Consider the following 25446-nt stretch of genomic DNA (forward strand, 5'->3'; position numbering starts at 1 on the left):
ATTATTTTTTCGCGCTTTTTATTGAGTTTGATAAACGCGTTAAGGATTGAAGCATTTGTTTAAGCTCTTTTTGTTTTGCTGAATTTTTATTCAGCAAAACAAAAAAGCGAGTGCTGAAAGCCTGACTTTATTGCAGCTTGCTTGCTGCAAAAAGTAACGCCCAAATTGTTTTTTTAAGCAACGTTAATTACTTCTTGTATTTCTGGAGCGTACTTTTTAATAGTAGCTTCTACACCATTTTTTAAGGTCATTTGATTTACAGAGCAACCTGTACAAGCGCCTTCTAATTGTACTTTTACAATGGCATCTTCTATAGAAAGTAATTTAATATTACCACCATCGCTTATTAAAAACGGACGAATTTCGTCTAACGCTTTTTCTACATTATTTTGTGTTTCTTGTGCTGTCATCATCTTATTTTTTAACTGAACTACAACCACTCATTGTTGTAATTCTTACTACTTCTGTTGGTGGTAAATTTGCATTTCTTTTTAATAATTGAGATACCATTTCTTTAGTAATATTGCTAAATGATTTTTCTAAAACAGTATCTTTTTGTAAAGCTACTGGATGCCCAACATCTCCAGCTTCACGAATACTTTGTACTAACGGAATTTCGCCTAAAAAAGTTGTGTTTATATCTTCTGCAAGATTTTTTGCACCATCTTTACCAAAGATATAATATTTATTGTTAGGTAATTCTTCTGGTGTAAAATAAGCCATATTTTCAATGATTCCTAACACAGGTACTTTAATGCTGTCTTGTTGAAACATAGCAACTCCTTTTTTAGCATCTGCCAAAGCAATATTTTGTGGTGTAGAAACTACAACTGCCCCGTTTATTGGTAAGGCTTGTACTATTGATAAATGTACATCTCCTGTACCTGGAGGTAAATCGATTAAAAGAAAATCTAACTCGCCCCAAGCTGCATCAAAAATTAATTGTTTTAATGCTTTAGATGCCATTGGTCCTCGCCAAATTACAGCCTGATCTGGATTTGTAAAGAAACCTAAAGACAATAATTTTACTCCGTAATTTTCGATTGGTTTCATTTTAGAACGCCCATCTACATTTACAGAAAGAGGTTTTTCTTTTTCCACATCAAACATAATGTGTTGTGATGGACCGTAAACATCTGCATCTAAAACACCTACACTAAAGCCCATTTTAGCTAAAGAAACTGCTAAGTTAGAAGTTACTGTAGATTTACCAACACCTCCTTTACCAGAAGCAATTGCTATAATGTTTTTAATATTTGGTATTTCTTTACCACGAATTAAATTCGGGTCTTCTTTTGGTGTAGCTTTTTCTACCTTTAAATTGATTTTTACCTCAATTTTTTCATCAACATTAGTTTTAATGGCTTTGGTAATTTCGGTTTCAATTTTCTTTTTTGCTTGTAAAGTTGGGTTACTGATGGTAACATCAACATTTACTTCATCACCAAAAATAACAACATTTTTTACGTTGTTGTTTTCTATTAAACTTTTACCCTCTCCAGGAGCTGTAATTGTTTCTAATGCGTTGTATATATCTTGTTTTTTAAAACTCATTTCTTCGCTTTTGGCTTGTAGCAATTTGCTATAAGCAACATCTTTAGTTTTTACTTAATCTACCATACAAAGATACGCCTTACAAATCACAAAATAAAGCAAATAAATTGTGATTGTTTATGGATTGATAATTACTGATTATAGATCTCTTCTTGATATAATTTCTCTTATTTAATCGAAAAAAACTACTCGAACTTACAATTGTTTTTTTGTAATTTTTTATAAAATTAGGAAATAATTACAGTTTAGTTTTTGAAACAAGTTTAGAATGATGGATTAAAGTTCATCCATAGGATTCCAAGAAACTTTTTCTAAATCTTGAATTTGATTATCAATAACAACAATGCCTTCGTTTTCTAATAATTGTTGCATTAAATTTGTGCCATCAAAATGATGTTTGCCAGTTAATAATCCTTTTTTATTTACAACTCTGTGTGCAGGAACATCTTCTAAATTATGGGCTTTATTCATAGCCCAACCTACCATTCTTGCAGATTTTGCTGCCCCTAAATAAGTAGCAATTGCTCCATAACTGGTTACTTTACCAAAAGGAATTTGACGAACAACTGTGTATACTTTTTCAAAAAAATTATCTGATTTCTTTGTCATTACAATTCGTTTTTTTGTTGAAGTTTATGAATAATATCTTTAGAAATAGAATCAATTAATTGTTTAGAGCTTTCAATTTCTTGGTTGATTAAGTTATCGTCATTTACCAAATCTAAAGTAGTTGTAAATGATTTTTGATACCAATCTTTCCAAGCATTAATAATTTTTATTTGTGTTGTTAAAGAGTCACCTTTATTAATGGCTAATTTACTTTGTTTTAATTCTTCGTTTAAACGACTTACAGCTGCTTTTTCAAGGTTAGATAAAATGGATTTTGCAGTATTTTCATCAGCATTTAATAAAGTGTATGCAGCAATTAAAGCAGTTGTACCTACATTTTTTAGGGTTGTTTTAGATACTTTGTCTATTCTGTCATTATCTGTATGATAAAACTGATCTGTAAAATGCCAAAACAAAACACTTGGTATATTTTCTCTTAAAAAAGGAACGTGATCACTACCACCTTCAAACGGATTTGTGCTAACAACCCAATTGGCTCTTTTGCCTTGCGCTTTGAATTTATCAATTAAAAAATCGTTTAAATAATGAGGTTTCATTTGATCTAATTTCATTTTAGAACCACCCCATTCTGTGTGTTTGTCATTTCCACGTGTCCAAATTGCACTGGGATCTGGCATTTTTTCAATCAAGAAAGTACCTCCAGTTTTTTTAGTGTCTTCACCAACCATATCTAAAGAAATTCCCCATTTAATATCTTTGGCTCTAATAGAATCTTCTTGTACGTATCTTCTAGTAGACACAATTTCATCTCCCCATAAAAATGTTAATGATCTTTTAGGTTGGTATTGTTTTTGTTGGATAAATTTTGCAGTTAACGATGCCATTTCTAGAGCAACACCAACTCCTGTAGCATTATCATTTGCGCCAGGTTCTTGTACGTGAGCACTAAAAACTAAACGTTCTTTTGGTTTTTCATTTCCTTTAATATCTGCAACAATTGTTAATTCTTCAGAAGGATAAATTTTGGTTTCAACCTTAACGTTTAAGCTAACTTTTCCTTTTTCTAAGGCCTTTTTTAAACGTTCTTTTGCTGCAAAAGACATTGCAATTGCCCAAGGTTTGTTAACAGAATCGTGAGGAATTGAACGAAACTGAATAGAGGTTACATTTTTTTCTGGTTGTAAATAATCAGGATTATTATAAGTCATAATTCCTGCAGCTTTTCCGTTTACAATTGCAGCTTTATAAATTCGATAAGGACTCGTTTCTGCAAAAACAATTTTCCCTTTTACATCGATATTAGCTATGTTTTTAAAGTCTTTTATATGGATTACTTCAGCAGAAAATCCTTCTTTTGGTGTGCTGTAAGAATTTAAAGCAATCATATTTCTGTTTGTAGCATGAGATAAAAGAGGCTCTTCTTTACTGCCTTCAAATTCAACAATTGCATTAACAGATTCCCAAGTAGGTTTTTTAAGCGGTCGTTTTTCAATTCTATAGGTTAAAACATCATTTTCTGTGGCATTTTCTTCTAAAATATAGCCCGCTTTTACAAGTGCTTCTTCAACTTTATAAATACTTTCATTGAAGCCAGAATTACCAACAACTCTCCAATATTTTTCAACAAAAGAAGTGATTTCATAAGCTAAATCTCCAGTAAATTCTTCGTTGATTACATCAGTATAATTTGATGTGTTTAATGGTTTTGGATCATTACTTGTACAGCTGATAAATACTATTGCAATGCATAAAAAGTAACTTAATTTTTTGAACATAACTTGGTTTTAGAAGTTATAAATGTAGTTTTTTTAATTCAAAATTTCGGCAACTCTTTTCTGTAATTCAGGAATCACATTTTTTTCAAACCACGGATTTTTTGTAAACCAAAAACGGTTTCTAGGACTTGGATGAGGCATTGTAAAATAATTGGGTAAATATGCTGGATAGTTGTCTACGGTTTCTGTAAGCGTTCTTTTTGCTTTGTCTTTTAGGTAATAATTTTGCGCATACATTCCTATTAAAATAATCAATTCTATATTGGGCATTTTATCAAATAATTCCTGATGCCATTTAGGAGCGCATTCTTTTTTGGGTGGTTTATCGCCACTTTTTCCTTTTCCTGGATAACAAAAACCCATTGGCACAATTGCAAACTTATTTACATTGTAAAAATCGTCATCAGAAACATTGAGCCATTTTCTGAGTTGTTTTCCACTTGCGTCATCCCAAGGAATACCAGATTTGTGCACTTTTGTTCCTGGAGCTTGACCAATAATTACAATTTTTGAGTTTTGATGTCCAGTAACTACAGGATTTGCACCCAAATCTAAATGAGGTTCACAAATAGTACATTTTTTTATTTCTGATAAAAGGTTTTGCATTAATTACTTTAATTCTAAAGCATCACCATTAAAAGATAAACCACTAAAACCAGTTTTCATAAAGTTTCTAATATTTTGGTGTGATGTTCCATTTTCATCCTCTAGAACATTTTGATAATGTTCTCCAAAACAAGCTAAAGCATCTTCTTTTGTTAATTGCTGATGTGTTGCAAAAGTAAATAATTTACAAGAACCAGAATTTTCTCCAGCTTTATTTTTGATTGTTCCGTTTATAAAAGCTGTTGGTGTAAAATTATAATTGTCTTCTATTACTTGTATGGTATCTGCAAATAAAATTGAGTTTGGATTTTCTTTTAATTTCTTTTTGAATTCTTGGATTGTCATTTATAATTATTTTGATAAGTAAGTTTTAAATTGTTTTACCATAAATTATGCACTTCAGATTTAATAAACGTATCGTATATTGCTTTTGTTTGTTCTATTTCTTGTTTAGAAATTGGATTTGCTTTTAATGTATTTAAGTTAGATAATAATTGTTCTGTATTTGAAGCTCCAGGAATTACACAGCTAATTTCATTAAAAGATAAAATCCATTGTAAAGCTTTATGAACAAGGTTTTTATCTCTATTAAAAACTTTTTTTAATTCTTCTGTAGCTTGTAAACCTAGATGATAATCTATTCCAGAAAAAGTTTCTCCTTTGTCAAAAGCTTCACCATTTCTGTTAAAAAATCGATGATCATTTTTTTCGAAAGTTGTTGTTTTATTAAATTTTCCGGTTAACAAACCACTTGCTAAAGGAACTCTAGCAATAATACCAACATTCTTCTTTTTTGCTTCTTTAAAAAATAATTCATTTGGTTTTTGACGAAACATATTATAAATAATTTGAACTGTACTTACACCTTCAAATTCTATTGCCATTAAAGCTTCTTCTACTTTTTCTACACTAACACCATAGTTTCTAATTTTACCTTCTTTGGTTAAATCGTTGAACAAACCAAAAATTTCTGGACGACTATAAACTTCAGTTGGTGGACAATGTAATTGTATTAAATCTATTCTTTCTAAACCTAAATTAGACAAACTATCTTCAACAAATTTTCTTAGAGAAGTTGTAGTATAAGATGCATTGATATGAGGATTTAGTTGTCGTCCACATTTAGTTGCTACAAAAACTTCTTCAGATCTAGTGCGAATAACTTTACCAACAGCTTTTTCGCTTAAACCTTCGCTATAAACATCTGCTGTATCAATAAAATTAATTCCATTATCTATGGCAGAATTTATTATTTTTTCTGCATTATTAAAACTAAACTCACTTCCCCATTTACCTCCAACTTGCCAAGTACCTAAACTAATTTCTGAGATATTTAAACCTGTTTTACCTAATTTTCTGTAGTTCATTATATTAAAGTAAGTATTGTTTCAATTCAAAAATACTACAATTTCATTTAAAATATATCTGCTTTTTTTTACTTAAGTTGTAGTTTAAATTTTTTGTATTTAATTGTATTAAAATGATTTAAATTATTCATAATAATTCAAGTTTATTTTTTTTTAAAATAATCACATTTCAATGTTATAAGTATATATACTTTTACGTTATATAAATACAGAATGACCAAAATAGATTTTAAGCTTAATGTATTTTCATTATCAGAACGATTGTATCCTATGGTTGCACGTTTGCTTGGCGATTCTAATACTGAAGATGCTATTCAAGAAATAATGATAAAATTATGGCAAAAACGTAAAAAGCTTGAAAATCATCCGAATATAAATGGTTTTGTAATCTTAACTGCTCGTAATTATTGTATTGATTTACTTAGAAAAAAAGCATTGGTTTTAGAAGATTCATCATCAGAATTAAAGGTTTTAAAATCTACAATTAATGCAGAAGATATCGAATGGAAAGAGTTAAATAACATCATTTTTAAAATTTTAGAGCAGTTGCCTCAACAACAAAAAGAGGTTTTTTTAATGAGAGATGTAGATGGTTATGAATTTACTGAAATAGCAGCAGCTTTATCAATTAAAATAGAACATGTAAGAGTTTTACTCTCTAGAGCAAGAAAACAAATTGGTGTAGCATTAGAAAAAAAATACGATTATGAACGAGGAACATATTAATAATTTGATAAAAAAATACAAGGCAGGTGAAAGTTCTTTACAAGAAGAAAAACTTTTGTTTGATACTTTGGATGAGTCAAATCCAGAACTGAAATCAGTGGCTGCTTTTGTTCAAAAAAACAGCATTACTGCTCCAGATCATCTAAATGATAAATTATGGAATTCCTTTGAAAAAAGAAATTCAAAATCTAAAAGACTAAAAATTGGAATATTTTCTGCTGCAGCATCTATTGTATTATTGGTTACGCTTTACATCAATATGAATCATCAAAATAAACTGTCTAACAGCGAAAAACAAGCTTTATTAAATGAAGCGAAAAATATGTTTGCTGATGTAAATTCAGCAGAAAATCAACATCGAATTATAGTAGAAAGTGATTTGGTAGTTGTTTATTCTAAAACTAAATAAAATTTAAATTAAATAAGATTATTAACAATTAAATATAAAAAAATGAAAAAATTATTATTTGCTGCTTTTTTACTAATGTGCTCTATTTCTGTAGTTAATGCGCAAGATAAAGAAGAAAAAGACTCGAAAGGAAATATTTATGTAAAAGTAAAAGATGGCAAAAAACCAGTAATTTTTATTGATGGTAAAAAGTTCGATTTTCCAATGGAACTGATAGATCAAACTAAAATAGCATCTATTAATGTGATAAAAGGTAAAGAAGCAATCAAAAAATATAGTGCGCCAAATGGTGTTATTTTAATAACAACGAAAGCTTCAAAAATTTTAGATTTTTCTGGTGTAAAAATTAGAAAAAATGGAGATTTAAAAGAAGATAAACCAGCACCAATGATTATTATAGATGGTAAAGTTGTTGACCTAAAATCTTTAGAGACCTTAAAGCCTGAGAAAATTGAAAAAATGGAAATTTTTAAAGATAAAAAAGCAATGGAAAAATACAAGGCACCTAATGGCGTAATTGTAATTACTACTAAGAAAATGTAAATAGAATTAATGTAAGATATTTATAACTTATTTTTGCTATAAACCAGCTAAGTAAAATTCATTTTTGGATTTTACTTAGCTGTTTTTTTTGTAAACACCTGTTAATTAGTTGTTTATTTTTTTTAAAAAACTGTCCTATTTTAAATTCTAAGTTTTTGCAACTTTTGTTTAAGAATAATTTTAGAAAAGAGACTTCATGTCTTAAAAATTAAAACTGAAGAAAATAGTTTAGCAAAAAATACACGAATTATGGAGTTTTTAGAAAATCACTTTAAAGAAATAGCAACCTTTGTCATTGCTATAATATGTGTTCTTGGACTCATTTTTCTAGATAAGAAACAAAAGAAAAAAATAAAATACTTGAAAGAAATAATCTTATTATGCTTAGGTTTTTTATTAGCTAGTATTTAGAGTTATTTCCTCCCCTCAACAACAACTACAATCTCACCTTTTGGTGGTTTTTTGGTAAAATGAGCTAAAACTTCTGTTGCAGTTCCTCTTACAGTTTCTTCAAACATTTTTGTGAGTTCTCTAGAAACAGAAACTTTTCTATCGGCACCAAAATATTCAATAAAATTCCCTAAGGTTTTTAAAAGTTTATGAGGTGATTCGTAAAAAATCATAGTTCTTGTTTCTTCTGCTAATAGTAAAAAACGAGTTTGTCTTCCTTTCTTTACAGGTAAAAAACCTTCAAAAACAAATTTATCATTAGGTAAACCAGAATTTACCAATGCAGGTACAAAAGCAGTTGCACCAGGTAAACATTCTACATCAATATTATTTTCTACACAAGCTCTGGTTAATAAAAAACCAGGATCTGAAATTGCAGGAGTTCCAGCATCAGAAATAAGAGCGCAAGTTTCTCCACTTTTTATTCTATTTAAAATTCCTTCAATAGATTTATGCTCATTATGCATATGATGACTGTGCATTTGGGTGGCGATTTCAAAATGTTTTAACAATTTTCCACTTGTTCTAGTGTCTTCAGCTAAAATAAAATCAGCTTCTTTTAAAACACGAATGGCTCTAAAAGTCATGTCCTCTAAATTACCTATTGGTGTTGGTACTAAAAATAGTTTGCTCATCTTTTTGCTTTCAATTTTAAATAATCTAAATGTTCTCGATACAATTTCGATAAAAAATCGAAATCAATCGAACTGCCATTACGATTTCAATTGTGTGTATAATTACATTACGAAATGTCACTTCGAGTGAAATTCTTTTTTCAAGAATTTTGTATCGAGAAGTTTTTGCAATTCTCTAATATTTTAAATTTCTTCATAACTTTCTACAGTAATATCTGCAACAACATCACCTGTATGTTTTGTAGAAAGAGGTTCAAAAAGTAAAATATGTACTTCTTCTTTGGCAACAGGTTTGTGTTCTACACCTTTGGGTACAATGTAAAATTCTCCTTCATTTATCGTGATAACTTCATCTCGTAAATGCATTTCTAAAATACCTTTTTTCACCATAAAGAGTTCATCTTCATTGTCGTGTTTATGAAAAACAAATTCGCCTTTTATTTTTGCCAATAATATTTGTTGTCCATTTAATTCGCCTATTTTCTTTGGTGACCATTGGTCTTCAAATAGTTTGAATTTCTCTTGAATATTAACTACGCTCATAGCTTCAAATTTACAAAGAATATCTAGGAATAAATCAACTTATAAAACTATTCGTATTTCTTTTAATTTGATTAATTTTGCACACTATAAAAGTAAGAAAATGTACAGAAGTCATTCTTGTGGTGAGTTAAGAGCATCACACATAAATACAGAAGTTACGCTTGCAGGTTGGGTGCAAAAATCTAGAGACAAAGGTTTTATGGTTTGGGTAGATTTGCGAGATAGATATGGAATTACTCAGTTAATTTTTGATGAAGAGCGTACTTCTAAAGAGATTATAGAAAAAGCAAAATCTTTAGGTAGAGAATTTGTGATTCAAGTAAAAGGGACTGTTATTGAGCGTGAATCAAAAAACAAAAATATTGCAACTGGTGAGGTTGAGGTTTTAGTTTCTGAATTAGAAATTTTAAACGTTGCAAAATTACCTCCTTTTACCATAGAAGATAAAACTGATGGAGGTGAAGATATCAGAATGAAATATAGATATTTAGATATCCGTAGAAATCCTGTAAAAGACAGTTTGATTTTTCGTCATAAAGTAGCTATGGAAGTTCGTAAATATTTGTCTGATCAAGAATTTATAGAAGTAGAAACTCCGTATTTAATTAAATCTACTCCAGAAGGAGCAAGAGATTTTGTTGTACCTTCTAGAATGAACGAAGGTCAGTTTTATGCTTTACCACAATCGCCTCAAACTTTCAAACAACTATTAATGGTTGGAGGAATGGATAAATATTTTCAAATTGTAAAGTGTTTTAGAGACGAAGATTTACGTGCAGACAGACAGCCAGAATTTACGCAAATAGACTGCGAAATGGCGTTTGTAGAGCAAGAAGATATTCTAAATATTTTTGAAGGATTAACCAGACATTTATTAAAAGAAGTAAATGGAGTAGAGGTAGATAAGTTTCCAAGAATGTTATTTGATGATGCTATGCGTTTGTATGGAAATGACAAACCAGACATCAGGTTTGGAATGGAATTTGGCGAGTTAAATGCAGTTACACAACATAAAGATTTTGGCGTTTTTAATAATGCAGAATTAGTAATTGGTATTGCTGTGCCTGGTGGAAATGCGTACACAAGAAAAGAGATTGATAACATCATTAAATGGGTAAAAAGACCACAAGTTGGTGCTCTTGGAATGATTTATTGTAGAGTTAATGAAGATGGTACTTTTAAAAGTTCTGTTGATAAATTTTACGACCAAGAAGATTTAGCAAAATGGGCTGAGGTTACTGGGGCAAAACCAGGTGATTTAGTTTGTGTTTTATCTGGAGATACCAATAAAGTAAGAGCGCAAATGTCTGCTTTACGTATGGAATTAGCAGAACGTTTAGGATTGAGAGATCCAAAAGTATTTGCGCCACTTTGGGTAATTGATTTCCCATTATTAGAGTTAGATGAAGAAACTGGTCATTATCACGCAATGCACCATCCATTTACCTCTCCAAAACCAGGTCAATTAGAATTGTTAGATGCTAAACCAGGAGAAGTAAAAGCAAATGCATACGATTTAGTTTTAAACGGAAACGAAATTGGTGGAGGTTCTATCAGAATTCACGATAAAGAAATTCAGGCAACTATGTTAAAGCATTTAGGTTTTTCTGAAGAAGAAGCCAAAGCACAATTTGGTTTTTTAATGGATGCTTTTGAGTATGGAGCACCACCTCATGGAGGTTTAGCTTTTGGTTTAGATAGATTGGTTGCTATTTTAGGAGGCCAAGAAACCATTCGTGATTTTATTGCATTTCCAAAAAATAATTCAGGTAGAGATGTTATGATTGATGCACCTGCTTTTATTGATGATGAGCAATTAAAAGAGTTAAGTTTAAAGCTAGATATTCAAGAATAAGAAGTTACTATATAATATTTTTCAGACCCCACAGGTTTTTAAAACCTGTGGGGTCTTTTCGTTTAACTATTTTTATTACTTTTAAAATATGAAAAACCTAACCACACTTCTATTACTATTTATATCAATAACAACATTTTCACAAACAATTACTGGTGATGAATTGTTAGAAAAAGCAATACAATTTCACGATCCAAATGGAAATTGGGAAACCTTTAAAGGAGAATTATTTGTAATTATGGAAACGCCTAAAGGTCTTCCTAGAGAAAGTAAAATTACTATAGATTTACCAAAAGAATATTTTTCTGTTACAGCAAAAAGAGATACTGTAATAAATACATTTACGGTTATAAAAGGCGATTGTAGTATTGCTGAGGTTAAAGATAATCAGACTTTAGAAGACCTTAAAAAAGATGCTAAAGCGAAATGCGAACGAGCTAAATTGTATAAAAATTATTATACGTACCTGTATGGTTTACCAATGAAGTTGAAAGATAAAGGAACTATTATTCACCAAAAAGTAGAAAAAAAATCATTTAAAGGAAAAGAATATTTGGTACTAAAAGCTACTTATAGCAAAGAAGTAGGTAAAGATACTTGGTACTTTTATTTTAATCCTGAGACTTTTACAATGGAAATATATCAGTTTTTTAAAGACACAAAAGATAGTGGCGAATATATTTTACTTTCTGGTTTAGAAACAATTAATCAAGTAAAAATGCCTAAAATTAGAGCTTGGTATTATAACAAAGACAATAAGTATTTAGGCACTGATATTTTATCAACTAAAAAATAAATTAAGTTTTAATAATTTAATTTAAACTTGATATAAGTTATCATTTTGCCAACTTCTAAATATTGATTTTCGTAAAAAGTTTGTGTTTCTGTTACTTCTTTTGGTGCGCCTTCGTTGTTATATACATTATGGTTTGCATATAATATTTCATGACCTTCGCCATGTAATAAACCTAAAGTATAACCGTGCATAAACTCAGAATCTGTTTTTAAATTCATAATACCATCTTCGTTTAAAATAGTATGATATTTCTTTAAAAACTTGGTATTCGTCATTCTATGTTTGGTACGTTGAAATTTTATTTGCGGATCTGGAAAAGTAATCCAAATTTCAGAAATTTCATTTTCAGCAAAAATAAAATCGACCAACTCAATTTGTGTTCTAACAAAAGCTACATTGTCTAAATTTTCTTCTATAGCTGTTTTGGCGCCTCTCCAAAAACGAGCACCCTTAATGTCTATACCAATGTAATTTTTATTCGGATTTTTACGAGCTAAAGCAATAGTGTATTCGCCTTTACCACAACCCATTTCAACAACAATAGGATTGTTGTTTTTAAAAAAAGAATGCCATTTACCTTTATGAGAGAAATTAGTTAAAACCTCGTCTCTAGTTGGCTGAATGACATTTTTGAACGTTTCATTTTCTTTGAAACGTTTTAATTTATTTTTGCTTCCCAAGTTGTAGAATTATGCTCTGTCTTCTGTTCCTTCTTTTAAGAACTTTTTAGATTCATTTAACCAATACCATAATAAAACGATTAGTATTAGGCTAAAAAACCAGTTTACACCATTTGATAACCACCAACCTAAATCAGCAGTAGCTACTTGCAAACGAAGCCAGTTAAAAGGTAAGAATAAAAAATCGGTAAATAAACTACCAATCAATCTAAATATATTGCTTGCTATCATAACTTAATTATCTTTACGCTGCAAAAATAACAAAAGAAACAATGCTAGCCAATTTTTTAAACAAATCTAAACCCATCAATTTTATTGTTTTTTTGATATTCTTTTTTATTGCGTTTATTTTTACGGTTTATAACGCTTTTTTTACTGATAAATTCTTGATAGATAGCCTGTTAAAAAGTGGTGCGATACTGCTTTTGTTTTTATTTATTTTCTTTCTTTTTAATTTTATCAGCACAAAAAATAAATTAACATTCGATAATTCTTACGATTATTTTTTTTACACGATTCTTGTAGTGCTGATTTTACCCAAATTAATTGAATATAATGTTTTAATATTGTCTGTTATTTATCTAGTTTTTTTAAGGAAAATATACAGTTTACATTCTTCTAAAAAAATGTTAGCAAAGCTTTTTGATAGCGGTTTTTGGTTAGGAATATTCTTTATTTTAGAACCAACTTCGGGTTTGCTTTTTCTTTTGATTTATATAGCAGTTTATGTGCACAATAAAATTACCATTCATACAATTTTTGCGCCAATTATTGGTTTTTTAACTCCATTAGTAGTTTATTTTACTTATTATTTTTGGTATGATAGATTAGAGGAATTTACAAGCATTTTTAATTTTGATATTAATTTCGACTTGCAATTCTATGCCCAAACTAAATATCTAATTATTTTAATTAGTGTGTTTGTTTTAACTGTTTTTTCTATGTTTTTTAAGTCGATAAAGGCATTTTCTGTAAATAATACCTTTAAAAAAAGTTGGACATTATTGATCTACAACTTTATTGTATTGCTCTTTTTTGTGTCGTTTTTACCCAACAAAAACGGATCAGAAATTATTTATATTTTCTTTCCTATAGCAATAATCTTAGCAAACGGAATTGAGTTAATCAAGAAAAATGTATTAAAAAATATGGTGCTTTACCTTTTTTTAATTAGTGTTGTAATTCACTTTTTATTATAATTTTTGGCCATAAGCTAAATCTCCAGCATCACCTAAACCAGGTACAATATAGCCTTTGTTGTTTAGCTCATTATCTATTGCAGCAATCCATAAATGTGTGTTTTCTGGAAAATTTTCTGCAATAAAATCTACACCTTCTTTAGCACCAATTACAGCTACAATATGAATTTCTTTAGGTGTTCCGTGTTTTTTAATAGCCTCGTAAACAGCAACTAAAGATTGCCCAGTTGCCAACATTGGATCTGCTAAAATTAAAGTTTTGTTTTCAATTTCTGGCGCTGCAAAATACTCTACAACAATTTCAAAATCAGTATCATTTTTTGGGTGATGTCTGTATGCAGAAATAAAAGCATTTTCGGCATCATCAAAATAATTTAGTAAACCTTGGTGTAGAGGTAAACCCGCTCTTAAAATAGAACAAAGCACAATTTTATTATCACAAAGCTGAATATCCTTATTCCCTAAAGGCGTTTCTATAACTGTATTTGTGTAAGAAAGTGATTTACTTAACTCGTAACTCAAAACTTCTCCTATTCTTTCTATATTTCTTCGAAAACGTAGTGAATCTTTTTGAACGTCAATATTTCTAATTTCTGATATAAATTTATTTAGAATAGAATCTTTTTTTTCAATTTGATGTGTCTTCATAAGAATAGTTGTGTCTAACAAATATAAAGCAAAAATTAGCTTTGTATAAAAAATCAATTATTAATCATTAAAAACAATAAAAATGGGAATATTTTCATTCATTAAAAATGCAGGAGCCAAAGTATTTGGTATAGGAAAAACAACAGAAGAAGAAAACGCAGAAAAGTCTGAGCAACTAAGAGCAGCAATTGTTTCGCATCAGTTAGAAGTTAAAGATTTAGGGATAGAAGTAGAAGATGATGCTGTAAAACTTTGGGGAGAAGCAGTGGATTTAACTATAAAAGAAAAAGTAGTTTTGGTTGTAGGTAATACTAACGGAATAGCTTCTGTAGAAGACAATTTAACTGTAGCTGAGGTAGAAGTTATTAATGAAGCAGAAATTGCACAATTTTATACAGTTATTAGTGGAGATACTTTAGGTAAAATTGCAAAAGATTTTTATGGTAATGCAATGAAATATCCTGTAATATTCGAAGCTAATAAGCCAATGTTAAGTCACCCAGATAAAATTTATCCTGGTCAGGTTTTAAGAATACCACCTTTGGTAGACTAATTAAATAGATAATTTATAATTAAAAGAGTTTCATTTGTTGAAACTCTTTTTTTGTGCTGTAATTCTAAAATTTATCATCAATTTTGTACTATAATTTTTATGTACTTATTTCTTTATTATGGATAAAAGGATTTTAGCACTTATAGCGGTTTCTATAGCTACTTTAATTTATGGTGTAAATTATACAATAGCTAAAGAAGTTATGCCAATTTATATAAAACCTTTTGCATTTATTTTATTAAGAGTTGCTGGTGGTACACTACTTTTTTGGTTTGCAGGTTTGTTTGTTAAATCACAAAAAATAGAAAAAGGAGATTATAAAAAGATATTTTTAGCGGCCTTTTTTGGTACGGCTTTAAATATGTTAGCATTTTTTAAAGGCTTAAGTTTAACAGCACCAATTAGTGCTTCTGTAATAATGGTAACCTCGCCAATTATGGTGCTTATTTTTTCGAGTATTTTAATACGACAAGCAATTAGTATTCGCAGAATTTTAGGAATTTTTATTGGTTTAGCAGGGGCAATTTTATTAATTGCTTATGGTAATTCTAATAATGCAGATGCTGCAAATAGCAATTTTGGTAACTTTTTAGTTTTTATAAATGCCGCTTCTTACGGCTTGTATTTGGTGTTGGCAAAAGATTTAATTTTAAAATATCATCCTATTGTGTTTGTAAAATGGTTGTATTTTTTCGGGTTGTTTTTTGTAATACCTTTTTCTTATAACGAATTAACAGAAGTAGTTTGGCAAGAAATACCTACAAATATTTATTGGAATATTGGTTTTGTAATTGTTTTTACGTCTTGTATTACCTATCTTTTTAACTTGTATGGTTTATCAAAATTAAAACCAACTACAGTTAGTGTTTTTATTTATTTACAGCCAGTTATTGCCACAATTTATGCCTTAATTGTGGGTAGCGATTCTTTAAATTTTGTTAAAGTAATAGCTACAATTATTATCTTTTTGGGTGTATATTTAGTTACAAAACAGGTTGATAAATCAACCAAATAAAAACTTATATTTGCAGTTCATTTAAAATGAAGTTTGTATGATTCAATCTATGACAGGTTATGGTAAATCTGTGTTGCAATTGCCAACCAAAAAAGTAACCATAGAAATAAAATCTTTAAACAGTAAAAACCTAGATTTAAACGTAAGAATACCTTCTTATTATAAAGAGAAAGAACTTGCTGTAAGAAAAAAATTAGCAAAATCGCTAGTAAGAGGTAAAGTAGATTTTTCAATTTTTGTAGAAATGACTGCGGATGAAACTTCTACATCTATAAACAAAGGAGTTGTAAAAGAATACATTCAGCAATTAAGAAACACACTATTTGTAGGTTCTGAAGATGATGTAGAATTGTTAAAAATGGCAGTTACAATGCCAGATGCTTTAAAAACAGAGCGTGAAGAATTAGATGAAAACGAGTGGAATCTTATCAATAAAAATATAGACGAAGCTATTAAAGAAATTGTTCAATACAGAACGGATGAAGCTGCTTCTTTAGAAATAGATTTTAAAGAAAGAATTGCTAACATTAAAAAATATTTAGAAGAAGTTAAAGCTTTAGATTCTGATAGAATAGAAAACGTAAAAACGCGTTTACAAAAAGCAATTAACGATTTAAAAGTAGATACTGATGAAAATCGTTTTGAGCAAGAACTAATTTATTATCTAGAAAAATTAGATATTAATGAAGAAAAAGTGCGTTTGGCAAATCATTTAGATTATTTTTTAGAAACTTTAGCAACACCAGATTCTAATGGAAAAAAATTAGGATTTATTGTGCAAGAAATGGGAAGAGAAATTAATACCACAGGTTCTAAAGCTAATTTTGCACCAATGCAAAAAGCGGTAATTCAAATGAAAAACGAATTAGAGCAGATTAAAGAACAAATTTTAAACGTGCTTTAAGCAAAACTTAAAGCAAGCTGAATTTGCTTCAGCTTCTTAATATTAATAAAAAAGATTCTGAAATAAATTCAGAATGACAAAAATTAAAAATTTATGTCAGATTTTAAAGGAAAATTATTCGTGTTTTCAGCACCATCTGGTTCAGGTAAAACCACTATTGTTCGTCATTTACTAAAACAAGAAAAATTTAATTTAGAGTTTTCTATTTCAGCTACTTCTAGAGCGCCAAGAGGAGAAGAAAAAGACGGTGTAGATTATTATTTTATCGACTTGAAAGAGTTTAAAAGTCATATTAAAAATGATGATTTTTTAGAGTGGGAAGAGGTTTATAGAGATAACTTTTATGGTACTTTAAAAACAGAAGTAGAACGTATTTGGGCATTAAAAAAACACGTTATTTTTGATATTGATGTTGTTGGCGGCTTAAGAATTAAAAAGAAATTTCCAGAAGAAACTTTATCTGTTTTTGTAAAACCACCAAGTGTAGATGAACTTAAAATCCGTTTAAAAAAACGATCTACAGAAAGCGAAGACAAGATTAATATGCGCATTGCAAAGGCTTCAGTAGAATTAGCAACAGCGCCTCAGTTTGATAAAATTATTAAAAATTACGAACTAGATGTTGCTTTAAAAGAAGCAGAAGAATTAGTTGGCGAGTTTTTAAATTTGAAAAAATAAAAAAAGGCTGGAAATTAGAAGTGTGAAGTTGTAAGTTACAAACAAGCTTTTTAAAACTTCAAAAACAGAACTTCATACTTCTAACACCTAACTTCAAACTTTTATAAAATGAAAATCGGTTTATATTTTGGTACTTTTAACCCAATTCACGTTGGTCATTTAATCATTGCGAATTATATGGTAGAATATTCAGATTTAGACGAAATTTGGATGGTAGTTACGCCTCATAATCCGTTTAAAAAGAAGAGTACTTTATTAGAAAATCATCATAGATACGAGTTGGTTTATAGAGCAACAGAAAATTACCCGAAATTAAAGCCTTCAGATATTGAGTTTAAATTGCCACAACCAAATTATACAGTGCATACTTTAGCACATATTTCTGATGTTTATCCTGATAAAGAGTTTTGCTTAATTATGGGCGAAGACAATTTGAATAGTTTTCATAAATGGAAAAATTATGAAGCTATTTTAGAGCATCATGAAATTTATGTATATCCAAGAATTGCTGATGGTACTGTAGATCATCAGTTTAAAAATAATGCTAAAATTCATAAAGTTGATGCGCCAATTATCCAAATTTCATCAACAAGTATTAGAAACGGAATTAAAGACAAAAAGAATATAAAACCAATGTTAACCAATGAAGTTTGGCAATATATAGATGAAATGAATTTTTATAAAAAATAGTTTCGTTATTTTTACGTTTAATTCATAGAACTCAAATATATTTTAGTGGATAATAAAGCCAAAAATAAAGGGAAATTAAAACAAAAACTAACTGATAAGTACAGATTAGTGGTTTTAAATGAAGATACTTTTGAAGAACGTTTTTCTTTAAAATTATCGCGTTTAAATGTGTTTGTTTTAGGTGGCGTTTTGTCTTTTTTATTGATTTTGGTAACTACTTTTTTTATCACTTTTACGCCAATTAAAGAATATATACCAGGTTATTCTTCTACAGAATTAAAAATAAAAGCTGCAAAACTAGCCATACAAACAGATTCTTTAAAAAAGAAATTAGATATAATAACAGATTATACAAAAGGTTTACAACCTATTCTTAATGGAGAAATCGAGCCAGAGTTTGGTGATAGTATTGACATTACTACGGATAAAATTATAATTAACGATAGTTTATTATATGCAACCAAAGAAGATTCTATTTTTAGAGAAAAAATAGAAAGTCAAGATCGTTTTCCTATTCAAACCAATGCAGAAACTAATGTAAAAATTGTGTTTTTTTCGCCTTTAAGCGGCACAATTTCGCAAGAGTTCGATCCCAGAACTAAGCATTTTGCTGTAGATATTGTTGCAAAAAACAATACACCTGTTAAAGCCATTGCAGATGGTACTGTAATTTTTTCTGGTTGGAATACAGAAACAGGTTATGTTATTATTTTAAAACACGCACAAGATTATATTTCTGTATACAAACACAATGGTAATTTACTAAAACAACAAGGAGATTTTGTAAAATCTGGTGAGGTTATTGCAAGTGTAGGTTCTACAGGAGAGTTAACAACTGGACCACATTTACATTTTGAGCTTTGGAGTGGTGGTTATGCAGTAAATCCTACAAATTTGATCGATTTTAAATAATGAGTATAAAATCTGTATTTGCAATTCCGTTTGCTAGAGTTGCTACAAAAAGAGTATTTAAATGGGCAAACAAACCTTATAAAACCCAAGATAAAGTTTTTAAAAAATTGATATCAAAAGCCAAAAACACAGCATTTGGTAAAGATCACGATTTTGAAAATATTAAGTCTTACGATGATTTTAAAAAGCGCGTAAAAGTTACAGATTACGAGGGTTTAAGAACTTATGTAGATCGAATTGTAGCAGGAGAATCTGATGTGCTTTGGCCAGAAAAACCACTTTATTTTGCAAAAACATCGGGTACAACTTCTGGTGCAAAATACATACCAATTACAAAAGATTCTATGCCAACGCATATTAAAGCTGCAAGAAATGCCTTGTTGTTTTATATCGCAGAAAAAAATGATGCTAGTTTTGTAGATGGTAAAATGATTTTTTTACAAGGAAGCCCTGTTTTAACTGATAAAAATGGAGTAAAACTAGGCAGGCTTAGTGGAATTGTAGCTCATTATGTGCCTAAATATTTACTTAAAAATAGATTACCAAGTTGGGAAACCAACTGTATTGAAGATTGGGATACCAAAGTAAATGCAATTGTAGATGAAACCATAAATGAAGATATGTCTGTAATTAGCGGTATACCTTCTTGGGTGCAAATGTATTTCGAAAAACTGATTGAAAAAACAGGTAAAAAGGTTTCTGAAATCTTCCCGAATTTTAATTTCTTTATTTATGGAGGTGTAAATTTTGAACCTTATAAAAACAAGTTCGAAAGTTTAATTGGTAAAAAGATAGATTATATAGAATTGTATCCTGCATCAGAAGGTTTTATTGCATATCAAGATTCGCAAACCGAAAAAGGAATGTTGCTACAATTAAATTCAGGTATGTTTTATGAATTTATACCTGCAACTGAATTTTTTGATGAAAATCCTACAAGAATATCTATCAAAGATGTAAAAATGGGGGTTAATTATGTGATCATTTTAAACACAACTGCCGGTTTATGGGGTTATAATATTGGTGATACTGTAGAATTTACATCACTAAAACCATTTAGAATTAAAGTAACTGGTCGTATAAAACATTTTATATCCGCCTTTGGCGAACATGTTATTGGTAAAGAAGTAGAAAAAGCGTTAAATGATTCTATTTTAGGAACAGATATAAATATTAGTGAGTTTACTGTAGCACCACAAGTAAATCCAGAAAGTGGTTTGCCTTATCACGAATGGTTTATTGAGTTTGAAAATGAGCCAGAAAACTTAGAAAATTTTGCTTTAAAAGTTGATGCTGCTATGCAAGAGCAAAATATTTATTATTTCGATTTAATTGAAGGTAAAGTTTTGCGTCCTTTAATCATCAGAAAAGTAAAAAAAGGAGGTTTTCACGAATATATGAAATCTATTGGTAAATTTGGTGGGCAGAATAAGATTCCGCAATTATCTGATAACAGAAAAATTGCTGATGTTTTACAAGATTTTTTAAAGAATTAATACAATGGGAGGAGATTATTTATTTATAGGATTAGCACTATTTCTAGTTATTACATACTTTTACAATAAATTTAGAAACAGACGTTAATGAGTACAATTAGAATTACAAAACAGTTTAATTTTGAAACAGGGCACGCATTATATGGTTATGATGGAAAGTGTAAAAATGTTCACGGGCATTCTTATAAACTATCTGTAACTGTTTCTGGTAAACCGATTAAAGATAGTACCAATGTAAAATTTGGTATGGTTATCGATTTTGGTGATTTAAAAAAGATTGTAAATGAAGAGGTTGTAGATTTGTTTGATCATGCAACTGTTTTTAATAAAAACACTCCGCACGTAGAATTAGCTAAAGAGTTAAGTGATAGGGGGCATCATGTTATTTTGGTTGATTATCAACCTACAAGTGAAATGATGGTAATTGATTTTGCACAGAAAATTAAGAAAAGATTGCCTGATAATATAAAATTACATTCTATAAAACTGCAAGAAACAGATACGAGCTTTGCAGAATGGTTTTCTAGCGAAAACTAGTTTTAGCATATTAGTAACATTTAAAGGCAATAAAGTAAAGATTTAGAAGTTATATTTGACAAAATTTTATTCTTATGAAAAATCTAAAGTTTATTTTATTATTATTTTTATCAGTAAGTGTTTTAAGTTGTAGTGATGATGAAGATGCACCTCAATTTTTATTATCTAATGCAAACATTGCCGGTACTTACGAAATAGGAAGTTTAACTGGAGAACAAAAGGAAACAGCAACATCATCTCAAGGAGCAGAAGTAGATTTAGCAACTTCATCTATTGTTGGTGCTAATTTTCAAGTTGATCTTATTTTAACAGCAGATGGTACTTTTGATGCAGAAGGATTGTATAGAGAAATTGTAACTTCTACACCTAATGGTGGAGCTACAACCCAAACAGAAGAACTTTTAAGTGTAGATACAGAAGGTACTTATCAAATTAATACGCTTAATAATACTATTAGTTTTAATCCAACTACTGGAGACTTTTTAGCCGGAACTTTTAATATTGAAGCATTTACGCAAACTTTTGTTAGTATTATGCAAGAAAGTGAAACAGCAGAAGGTTCTAATACTATTTACAAAACCTTAAACATAGGTTTTACGAGAGAGTAAAAAAGTTTATTTAAACGATTGAATTTTACGAAATAGTTAAAAAGTAGTTGTACTTATTTTTATAGGATTTGTAATATCATTATAATTTAATTGATACTGCTCTATTGTGTATTCTGAAATTATAAAAGCATTATCATTTCTAATAATAATATCAATAGCATTTTCGGTTTCAATTTCATCTAGAAATTTTGAATCATTTGGGTCAGAAACATCGAAAATTTTGACAGTATCATCACAAACCAAAAGATAATTATTACCATATAGACTTAATCCTTTAGGTTGTGTTAAACCTCTTGTGTTTAAAAGTATAGGGTTTTCGATGTCTTCTATATTGTACGTTTTTAGTTCATTTACAGATCCACCACAAGTTGCATTACTATGTAAAGTTACATAGGCGTTTGTATCATTTGCTACAACAGGATCACAGGCTCTAAAATGATTAGATTGCGATAGTTTTTCTGGCAATTCTGCATTAGTAACATCATAAATATACATTGCATCTTGAGAGCCAATAAAAAGATAATCTTTAAAGCTAAAAAGTGTTTCTATATTAAAACCAACATCAATTGTATTTACTTTTATTGGGTTGTTAATGTCACTGATGTTAAAAACCGATAAATTAAAAAAATCTACCGTATATAAATAATCTCCTTTTAAAGTAAACGTTGCTAAAGATCCACCTTGCCCATCAATAGATAAATCTGAACTTGTGTTACTAGCATCTTGACTGCAAGAGAAAATTAATAAAACAGCTGTAATTAATGAGAATATATTCTTTTTCATAATTTTATTTTTCTACCCATTTAATAACAACTTTGTTTTCTTCAAAAAAATATTCACCATCAGGAGATCTTAATTCTGGAAAAACATTTTTCAGTCTTTTCTTAATTTCAATATCAAAATTAGTATAGTCTAAGTTTAAAACAACTAAATCTGTAGCTTGATTTATATAGAGAGTATTGTTTCTAATTGCAATATCTGTAGCTCCAGGAGCTTTTAAAAATTTCTTTTTAACAGGATTAGAGTTGTCTGTATTATCGAATATATGGAACCCAGATCGTTTATCATTAATAAAAATATAATCTCCTATTATGTATATTTTAGATGATTCTATCATTACTTTTCCCTCTTGAATTTCAATTGAATTTTCAAATTCGGCTGTGGTTAAAGTAATAGGATTATATCTAGACCAAACAGGATCTGTTGTAGTGTTATCTCCCCAATTTCCAAAATTGCAACTGGTTAAGGAGAAACATAAAATGATGAGAACGAGTTTTTTCATAAAGCAATATTATTTTACGTTAAAATAATATAATTACTTTTAAATGAGATAAAGTTATGTCATTTAAATGTTAAGTTTTAGCTATTTGAATAAAAAACTATTTTCCGTTAAAAGTATTCATTGTATTTGCTAAGCCTGCAGTACCAAAAGAAGTAATTACTTTGGCTGATGTTGGTAAACGTTCTATTAATTGGCTAGTTTCTTCTTTATCCCACTCACCAAGTACAAAATCTACTTGTCTGCCTTTAGAATAATTTGCGCCTACACCAAAACGAAATCTTGGGTATTTGTTAGTTCCCAATTTTTCTTGGATGTCTTTAAGGCCATTGTGGCCACCATCACTACCTTTACCTTTAATTCTGATAGTTCCAAAGTCGATATTTAAATCATCAGTAACTACTAAGACATTATCGATTTCAATTTTTTCTTTTTGCATCCAATATTTAAGTGCTTTACCACTTAAATTCATATAGGTACTAGGTTTTAATAAGATAAAAGTTCTACCTTTAAAACGAAATGTAGCAACATCGCCTAATTTTTCGGTTTCGAAAGTAACGTTGTGTTCTTCAGCAACTTCATCAACAATTTTAAAACCAATATTATGACGAGTGTTTGTGTATTTATCACCAATATTTCCTAAACCTACAATTAAAAACTTTTTCATTAATTCTTCTTTAGTTTCTTTTTTAAGGTTTAACAATTTAAAAAAGAAATTTTTAAAATTCATTTTGCAAAAATAGTATAACTTCTTGATATAAGTTTAAGACAAGAAAAAAGCGTTACATTTCTGTAACGCTTTAATTATATTCTATTTACAGAAATTTATTCTGCAGCTGCTTCAGTTTCATCTTCGTCTGCACTAACTGTTGCGTTACGAGAAGTTCTTACTTGCACAACAACTGTATTGTCTGGGTGCATGAAAGTATAATCATCATTAGCTAAAGCTGTAACAAATAATTTATTTCCAATTTTTAATTTAGAAATATCTGCTGTTACAAAGTCTGGTAAGTTTGCAGGTAAAGCTTTTACTTTTAATTTACGGTTTGTAAAACGCAAAGCACCACCATTTAATACACCAGGAGAAGTACCTGTTAATTGTACAGGAATGTTCATTGTAATTTCTTTATCATCAAATAATTGATAAAAATCTATATGTAAGATTTTATCAGTTACAGGGTGAAATTGAATGTCTTGTAAAATTGCGCTAATTTTTTGTCCATCAACATTAATACTTGCAGTGTATACATTTGGAGTATAAACCAAGTTTTTAAACGCTTTTTCTTCTGCTGAAAAGTGTATTGGTGTTTCTCCTCCGTATATAACGCAAGGAACCATACCAGCATTACGTAAGGCTTTAGTAGCTACTTTGCCCACGCTTTCTCTTTTTGATCCTTTAATTGTAATTGATTTCATTACTTTTTTATTAAAAATTTACATTAAAAATTGTCCACTAATTGAGGTGTTATCTTGCACTTTGTGCATAACATTCGCAAATAATGGGGCGCAAGATACTACTTTTATTTTAGATGTAGCTTTTTTTAATGGTATTGTGTCAGAAACAATTAACTCTGTTAAAGCAGAATTTTCAATTTTTTCATATGCTCCTCCAGATAATATTGGGTGAGTACAAATAGCACGTACACTTAAAGCTCCTCTTTCTTTCATTAAATTGGCAGCGTGTGCAAGTGTTCCTCCAGTATCAATCATATCATCAACTAATATTACATTTTTACCTTCTACATCACCAATTAACTCCATATGGCCAATTACGTTTGCTTTTTTACGTTGTTTGTAACAAATTACAACATCAGATAATAAATGTTTAGAATAGGCATAAGCTCTTTTAGAACCTCCCATATCTGGAGATGCAATAACTAGGTTTTCTAATTGTAAGCTTTCTATATAAGGTAGAAAAATTGAAGATGCGAATAAGTGATCTACAGGTTTTTCGAAGAAACCTTGAATTTGATCTGCATGTAAATCCATTGTCATAATTCTTGTTGCTCCTGCAGATTCTAAGAGTTTAGCAACTAATTTAGCACCAATAGCAACTCTAGGTTTGTCTTTTCTGTCTTGTCTTGCCCATCCAAAATAAGGCATTACAGCAGTAATGTGTCTTGCAGAAGCTCTTTTAGCAGCGTCTAACATTAATAACATTTCCATTAAATTGTCTGAGTTAGGAAAAGTAGATCCTATAATAAAGACACGTCTTCCACGAACAGATTCTTCAAAAGCAGGCTGAAATTCTCCATCACTAAAGTGAGTAATGATTACATTTCCTAAATCTGTGTTATATTCCTTTGCTATTTTTTCTGCTAAAACTGTACTTTGTCTGCATCCAAAAAGCTTTGGTGCAAGTTGACTATTTACCATGAAATAAGATTTTTTTGTTGTGTTGTTGTAAGTATACAAAAG

At 29.4% G+C, this 25446-nt stretch carries 33 protein-coding genes; 16 read left to right on the forward strand and 17 right to left on the reverse strand.

Annotated features, from left to right (window positions below):
- Positions 1–173 precede the first annotated feature (173 nt).
- The 7 genes from BW723_RS06075 to BW723_RS06105 all read right to left on the reverse strand — a co-directional run bounded on the left by BW723_RS06075 (position 174) and on the right by BW723_RS06105 (position 5872).
- Entirely contained in the window at positions 174–410 is a 237-nt protein-coding gene (locus BW723_RS06075; RefSeq protein WP_068361035.1) for a NifU family protein, read from the reverse strand.
- 4 nt (positions 411–414) lie between these two features.
- A complete protein-coding gene (locus tag BW723_RS06080) occupies positions 415–1554 on the reverse strand; it encodes an Mrp/NBP35 family ATP-binding protein (protein ID WP_068361032.1) in 1140 nt (379 codons plus the stop codon).
- Positions 1555–1830: 276 nt separating this feature from the next.
- Positions 1831–2163, reverse strand: coding sequence for an MGMT family protein (locus BW723_RS06085; protein WP_068360793.1), 333 nt, complete (start codon positions 2161–2163; stop codon positions 1831–1833).
- Positions 2163–3899 carry a M28 family peptidase gene (locus BW723_RS06090; protein WP_068360789.1) on the reverse strand — a complete coding sequence of 579 codons (1737 nt, stop codon included), beginning with the start codon at positions 3897–3899 and terminating at the stop codon, positions 2163–2165. Before BW723_RS06090 ends, BW723_RS06085 begins: the two co-directional genes overlap by 1 nt.
- 33 nt (positions 3900–3932) lie before the next feature.
- Entirely contained in the window at positions 3933–4505 is a 573-nt protein-coding gene (locus tag BW723_RS06095; protein ID WP_068360786.1) for a uracil-DNA glycosylase family protein, read from the reverse strand.
- Between the two features lie 3 nt (positions 4506–4508).
- The gene (locus BW723_RS06100; protein WP_068360783.1) at positions 4509–4850 is read right to left on the reverse strand and encodes a HopJ type III effector protein; all 342 of its coding nucleotides are present in this window, start codon (positions 4848–4850) and stop codon (positions 4509–4511) included.
- A gap of 35 nt (positions 4851–4885) precedes the next feature.
- Complete coding sequence (locus BW723_RS06105) at positions 4886–5872, reverse strand: aldo/keto reductase (RefSeq protein ID WP_068360779.1); 987 nt, start codon at positions 5870–5872, stop codon at positions 4886–4888.
- Positions 5873–6085: 213 nt separating this feature from the next.
- Here BW723_RS06105 and BW723_RS06110 point away from each other — a divergent pair, with 213 nt between their 5' ends.
- The 4 genes from BW723_RS06110 (at position 6086) to BW723_RS17685 (ending at position 7961) form a co-directional block, all read left to right on the forward strand.
- Positions 6086–6598 carry an RNA polymerase sigma factor gene (locus BW723_RS06110; RefSeq protein ID WP_068360776.1) on the forward strand — a complete coding sequence of 171 codons (513 nt, stop codon included), beginning with the start codon at positions 6086–6088 and terminating at the stop codon, positions 6596–6598.
- On the forward strand, positions 6579–7007 hold the full coding sequence (locus BW723_RS06115; protein ID WP_068360772.1) for a hypothetical protein: 429 nt from the start codon (positions 6579–6581) through the stop codon (positions 7005–7007). Before BW723_RS06110 ends, BW723_RS06115 begins: the two co-directional genes overlap by 20 nt.
- 42 nt (positions 7008–7049) lie before the next feature.
- Positions 7050–7550: a hypothetical protein gene (locus BW723_RS06120; protein ID WP_068360769.1), complete on the forward strand. Its 501-nt coding sequence runs from the start codon at positions 7050–7052 to the stop codon at positions 7548–7550.
- A 249-nt stretch (positions 7551–7799) separates the two neighbouring features.
- On the forward strand, positions 7800–7961 hold the full coding sequence (locus BW723_RS17685) for a hypothetical protein (RefSeq protein ID WP_157578332.1): 162 nt from the start codon (positions 7800–7802) through the stop codon (positions 7959–7961).
- Positions 7962–7963: 2 nt separating this feature from the next.
- Here BW723_RS17685 and rsmI read toward each other — a convergent pair whose 3' ends face one another.
- Positions 7964–8635, reverse strand: coding sequence for a 16S rRNA (cytidine(1402)-2'-O)-methyltransferase (gene rsmI, locus BW723_RS06125; protein ID WP_068360766.1), 672 nt, complete (start codon positions 8633–8635; stop codon positions 7964–7966).
- A 183-nt stretch (positions 8636–8818) separates the two neighbouring features.
- On the reverse strand, positions 8819–9178 hold the full coding sequence (locus tag BW723_RS06130; protein WP_068360763.1) for a cupin domain-containing protein: 360 nt from the start codon (positions 9176–9178) through the stop codon (positions 8819–8821).
- Positions 9179–9278: 100 nt separating this feature from the next.
- Here BW723_RS06130 and aspS point away from each other — a divergent pair, with 100 nt between their 5' ends.
- Positions 9279–11033 (forward strand): aspartate--tRNA ligase, encoded by a 1755-nt coding sequence (gene aspS / locus BW723_RS06135; protein WP_068360760.1) that lies wholly within the window; start codon positions 9279–9281, stop codon positions 11031–11033.
- A gap of 88 nt (positions 11034–11121) precedes the next feature.
- Positions 11122–11829, forward strand: coding sequence for a DUF6503 family protein (locus BW723_RS06140; RefSeq protein WP_068360757.1), 708 nt, complete (start codon positions 11122–11124; stop codon positions 11827–11829).
- A gap of 8 nt (positions 11830–11837) precedes the next feature.
- Here BW723_RS06140 and trmB read toward each other — a convergent pair whose 3' ends face one another.
- Both trmB and BW723_RS06150 read right to left on the reverse strand, forming a co-directional pair.
- Complete coding sequence (gene trmB / locus BW723_RS06145) at positions 11838–12509, reverse strand: tRNA (guanosine(46)-N7)-methyltransferase TrmB (protein ID WP_068360754.1); 672 nt, start codon at positions 12507–12509, stop codon at positions 11838–11840.
- A 9-nt stretch (positions 12510–12518) separates the two neighbouring features.
- Positions 12519–12740, reverse strand: a complete 222-nt coding sequence (locus tag BW723_RS06150) for a DUF6341 family protein (protein WP_068360751.1) — start codon at positions 12738–12740, stop codon at positions 12519–12521.
- Between the two features lie 41 nt (positions 12741–12781).
- Between BW723_RS06150 and BW723_RS17960 the strand changes: the two genes are divergently transcribed.
- Positions 12782–13708 carry a DUF6427 family protein gene (locus BW723_RS17960; protein WP_068360748.1) on the forward strand — a complete coding sequence of 309 codons (927 nt, stop codon included), beginning with the start codon at positions 12782–12784 and terminating at the stop codon, positions 13706–13708.
- On the opposite strand, the gene upp is transcribed toward BW723_RS17960, so the two are convergent.
- Positions 13703–14356, reverse strand: a complete 654-nt coding sequence (upp, locus tag BW723_RS06160; protein WP_068360746.1) for a uracil phosphoribosyltransferase — start codon at positions 14354–14356, stop codon at positions 13703–13705. The genes BW723_RS17960 and upp overlap by 6 nt on opposite strands.
- Positions 14357–14438: 82 nt before the next feature.
- Between upp and lysM the strand changes: the two genes are divergently transcribed.
- The 9 genes from lysM to BW723_RS06205 all read left to right on the forward strand — a co-directional run bounded on the left by lysM (position 14439) and on the right by BW723_RS06205 (position 21749).
- Positions 14439–14909 carry a peptidoglycan-binding protein LysM gene (gene lysM / locus BW723_RS06165; RefSeq protein WP_068360743.1) on the forward strand — a complete coding sequence of 157 codons (471 nt, stop codon included), beginning with the start codon at positions 14439–14441 and terminating at the stop codon, positions 14907–14909.
- A gap of 118 nt (positions 14910–15027) precedes the next feature.
- A complete protein-coding gene (locus tag BW723_RS06170; protein ID WP_068360740.1) occupies positions 15028–15924 on the forward strand; it encodes a DMT family transporter in 897 nt (298 codons plus the stop codon).
- Between the two features lie 49 nt (positions 15925–15973).
- Entirely contained in the window at positions 15974–16828 is an 855-nt protein-coding gene (locus tag BW723_RS06175) for a YicC family protein (RefSeq protein ID WP_068361029.1), read from the forward strand.
- Between the two features lie 93 nt (positions 16829–16921).
- Positions 16922–17506 carry a guanylate kinase gene (gmk, locus tag BW723_RS06180; RefSeq protein WP_068360737.1) on the forward strand — a complete coding sequence of 195 codons (585 nt, stop codon included), beginning with the start codon at positions 16922–16924 and terminating at the stop codon, positions 17504–17506.
- Positions 17507–17614: 108 nt separating this feature from the next.
- Positions 17615–18196, forward strand: coding sequence for a nicotinate (nicotinamide) nucleotide adenylyltransferase (gene nadD, locus BW723_RS06185; RefSeq protein ID WP_068360735.1), 582 nt, complete (start codon positions 17615–17617; stop codon positions 18194–18196).
- 45 nt (positions 18197–18241) lie between these two features.
- Positions 18242–19108 carry a M23 family metallopeptidase gene (locus tag BW723_RS06190; protein WP_068360732.1) on the forward strand — a complete coding sequence of 289 codons (867 nt, stop codon included), beginning with the start codon at positions 18242–18244 and terminating at the stop codon, positions 19106–19108.
- Positions 19108–20604, forward strand: coding sequence for a GH3 auxin-responsive promoter family protein (locus BW723_RS06195; protein ID WP_068360729.1), 1497 nt, complete (start codon positions 19108–19110; stop codon positions 20602–20604). Before BW723_RS06190 ends, BW723_RS06195 begins: the two co-directional genes overlap by 1 nt.
- Positions 20605–20691: 87 nt before the next feature.
- Positions 20692–21141: a 6-pyruvoyl trahydropterin synthase family protein gene (locus BW723_RS06200; RefSeq protein WP_068360726.1), complete on the forward strand. Its 450-nt coding sequence runs from the start codon at positions 20692–20694 to the stop codon at positions 21139–21141.
- A gap of 74 nt (positions 21142–21215) precedes the next feature.
- Positions 21216–21749, forward strand: a complete 534-nt coding sequence (locus BW723_RS06205; protein WP_068360723.1) for a hypothetical protein — start codon at positions 21216–21218, stop codon at positions 21747–21749.
- Between the two features lie 36 nt (positions 21750–21785).
- Here the strand turns inward: BW723_RS06205 and BW723_RS06210 are convergent, their stop codons facing one another.
- From BW723_RS06210 to BW723_RS06230, 5 genes are all read right to left on the reverse strand, one after another.
- Positions 21786–22532, reverse strand: coding sequence for an LVIVD repeat-containing protein (locus BW723_RS06210; protein ID WP_068360720.1), 747 nt, complete (start codon positions 22530–22532; stop codon positions 21786–21788).
- A gap of 4 nt (positions 22533–22536) precedes the next feature.
- Positions 22537–23031, reverse strand: coding sequence for a hypothetical protein (locus BW723_RS06215; RefSeq protein ID WP_068360717.1), 495 nt, complete (start codon positions 23029–23031; stop codon positions 22537–22539).
- Between the two features lie 97 nt (positions 23032–23128).
- Positions 23129–23758, reverse strand: a complete 630-nt coding sequence (gene pth / locus BW723_RS06220) for an aminoacyl-tRNA hydrolase (protein ID WP_068360714.1) — start codon at positions 23756–23758, stop codon at positions 23129–23131.
- A gap of 95 nt (positions 23759–23853) precedes the next feature.
- Positions 23854–24444 (reverse strand): 50S ribosomal protein L25/general stress protein Ctc, encoded by a 591-nt coding sequence (locus tag BW723_RS06225; RefSeq protein WP_068360711.1) that lies wholly within the window; start codon positions 24442–24444, stop codon positions 23854–23856.
- Positions 24445–24462: 18 nt separating this feature from the next.
- Positions 24463–25404 carry a ribose-phosphate pyrophosphokinase gene (locus tag BW723_RS06230; RefSeq protein WP_068360708.1) on the reverse strand — a complete coding sequence of 314 codons (942 nt, stop codon included), beginning with the start codon at positions 25402–25404 and terminating at the stop codon, positions 24463–24465.
- Positions 25405–25446: the final 42 nt, after the last annotated feature.

The organism is Polaribacter reichenbachii (assembly GCF_001975665.1).
Lineage (GTDB): Bacteria > Bacteroidota > Bacteroidia > Flavobacteriales > Flavobacteriaceae > Polaribacter > Polaribacter reichenbachii.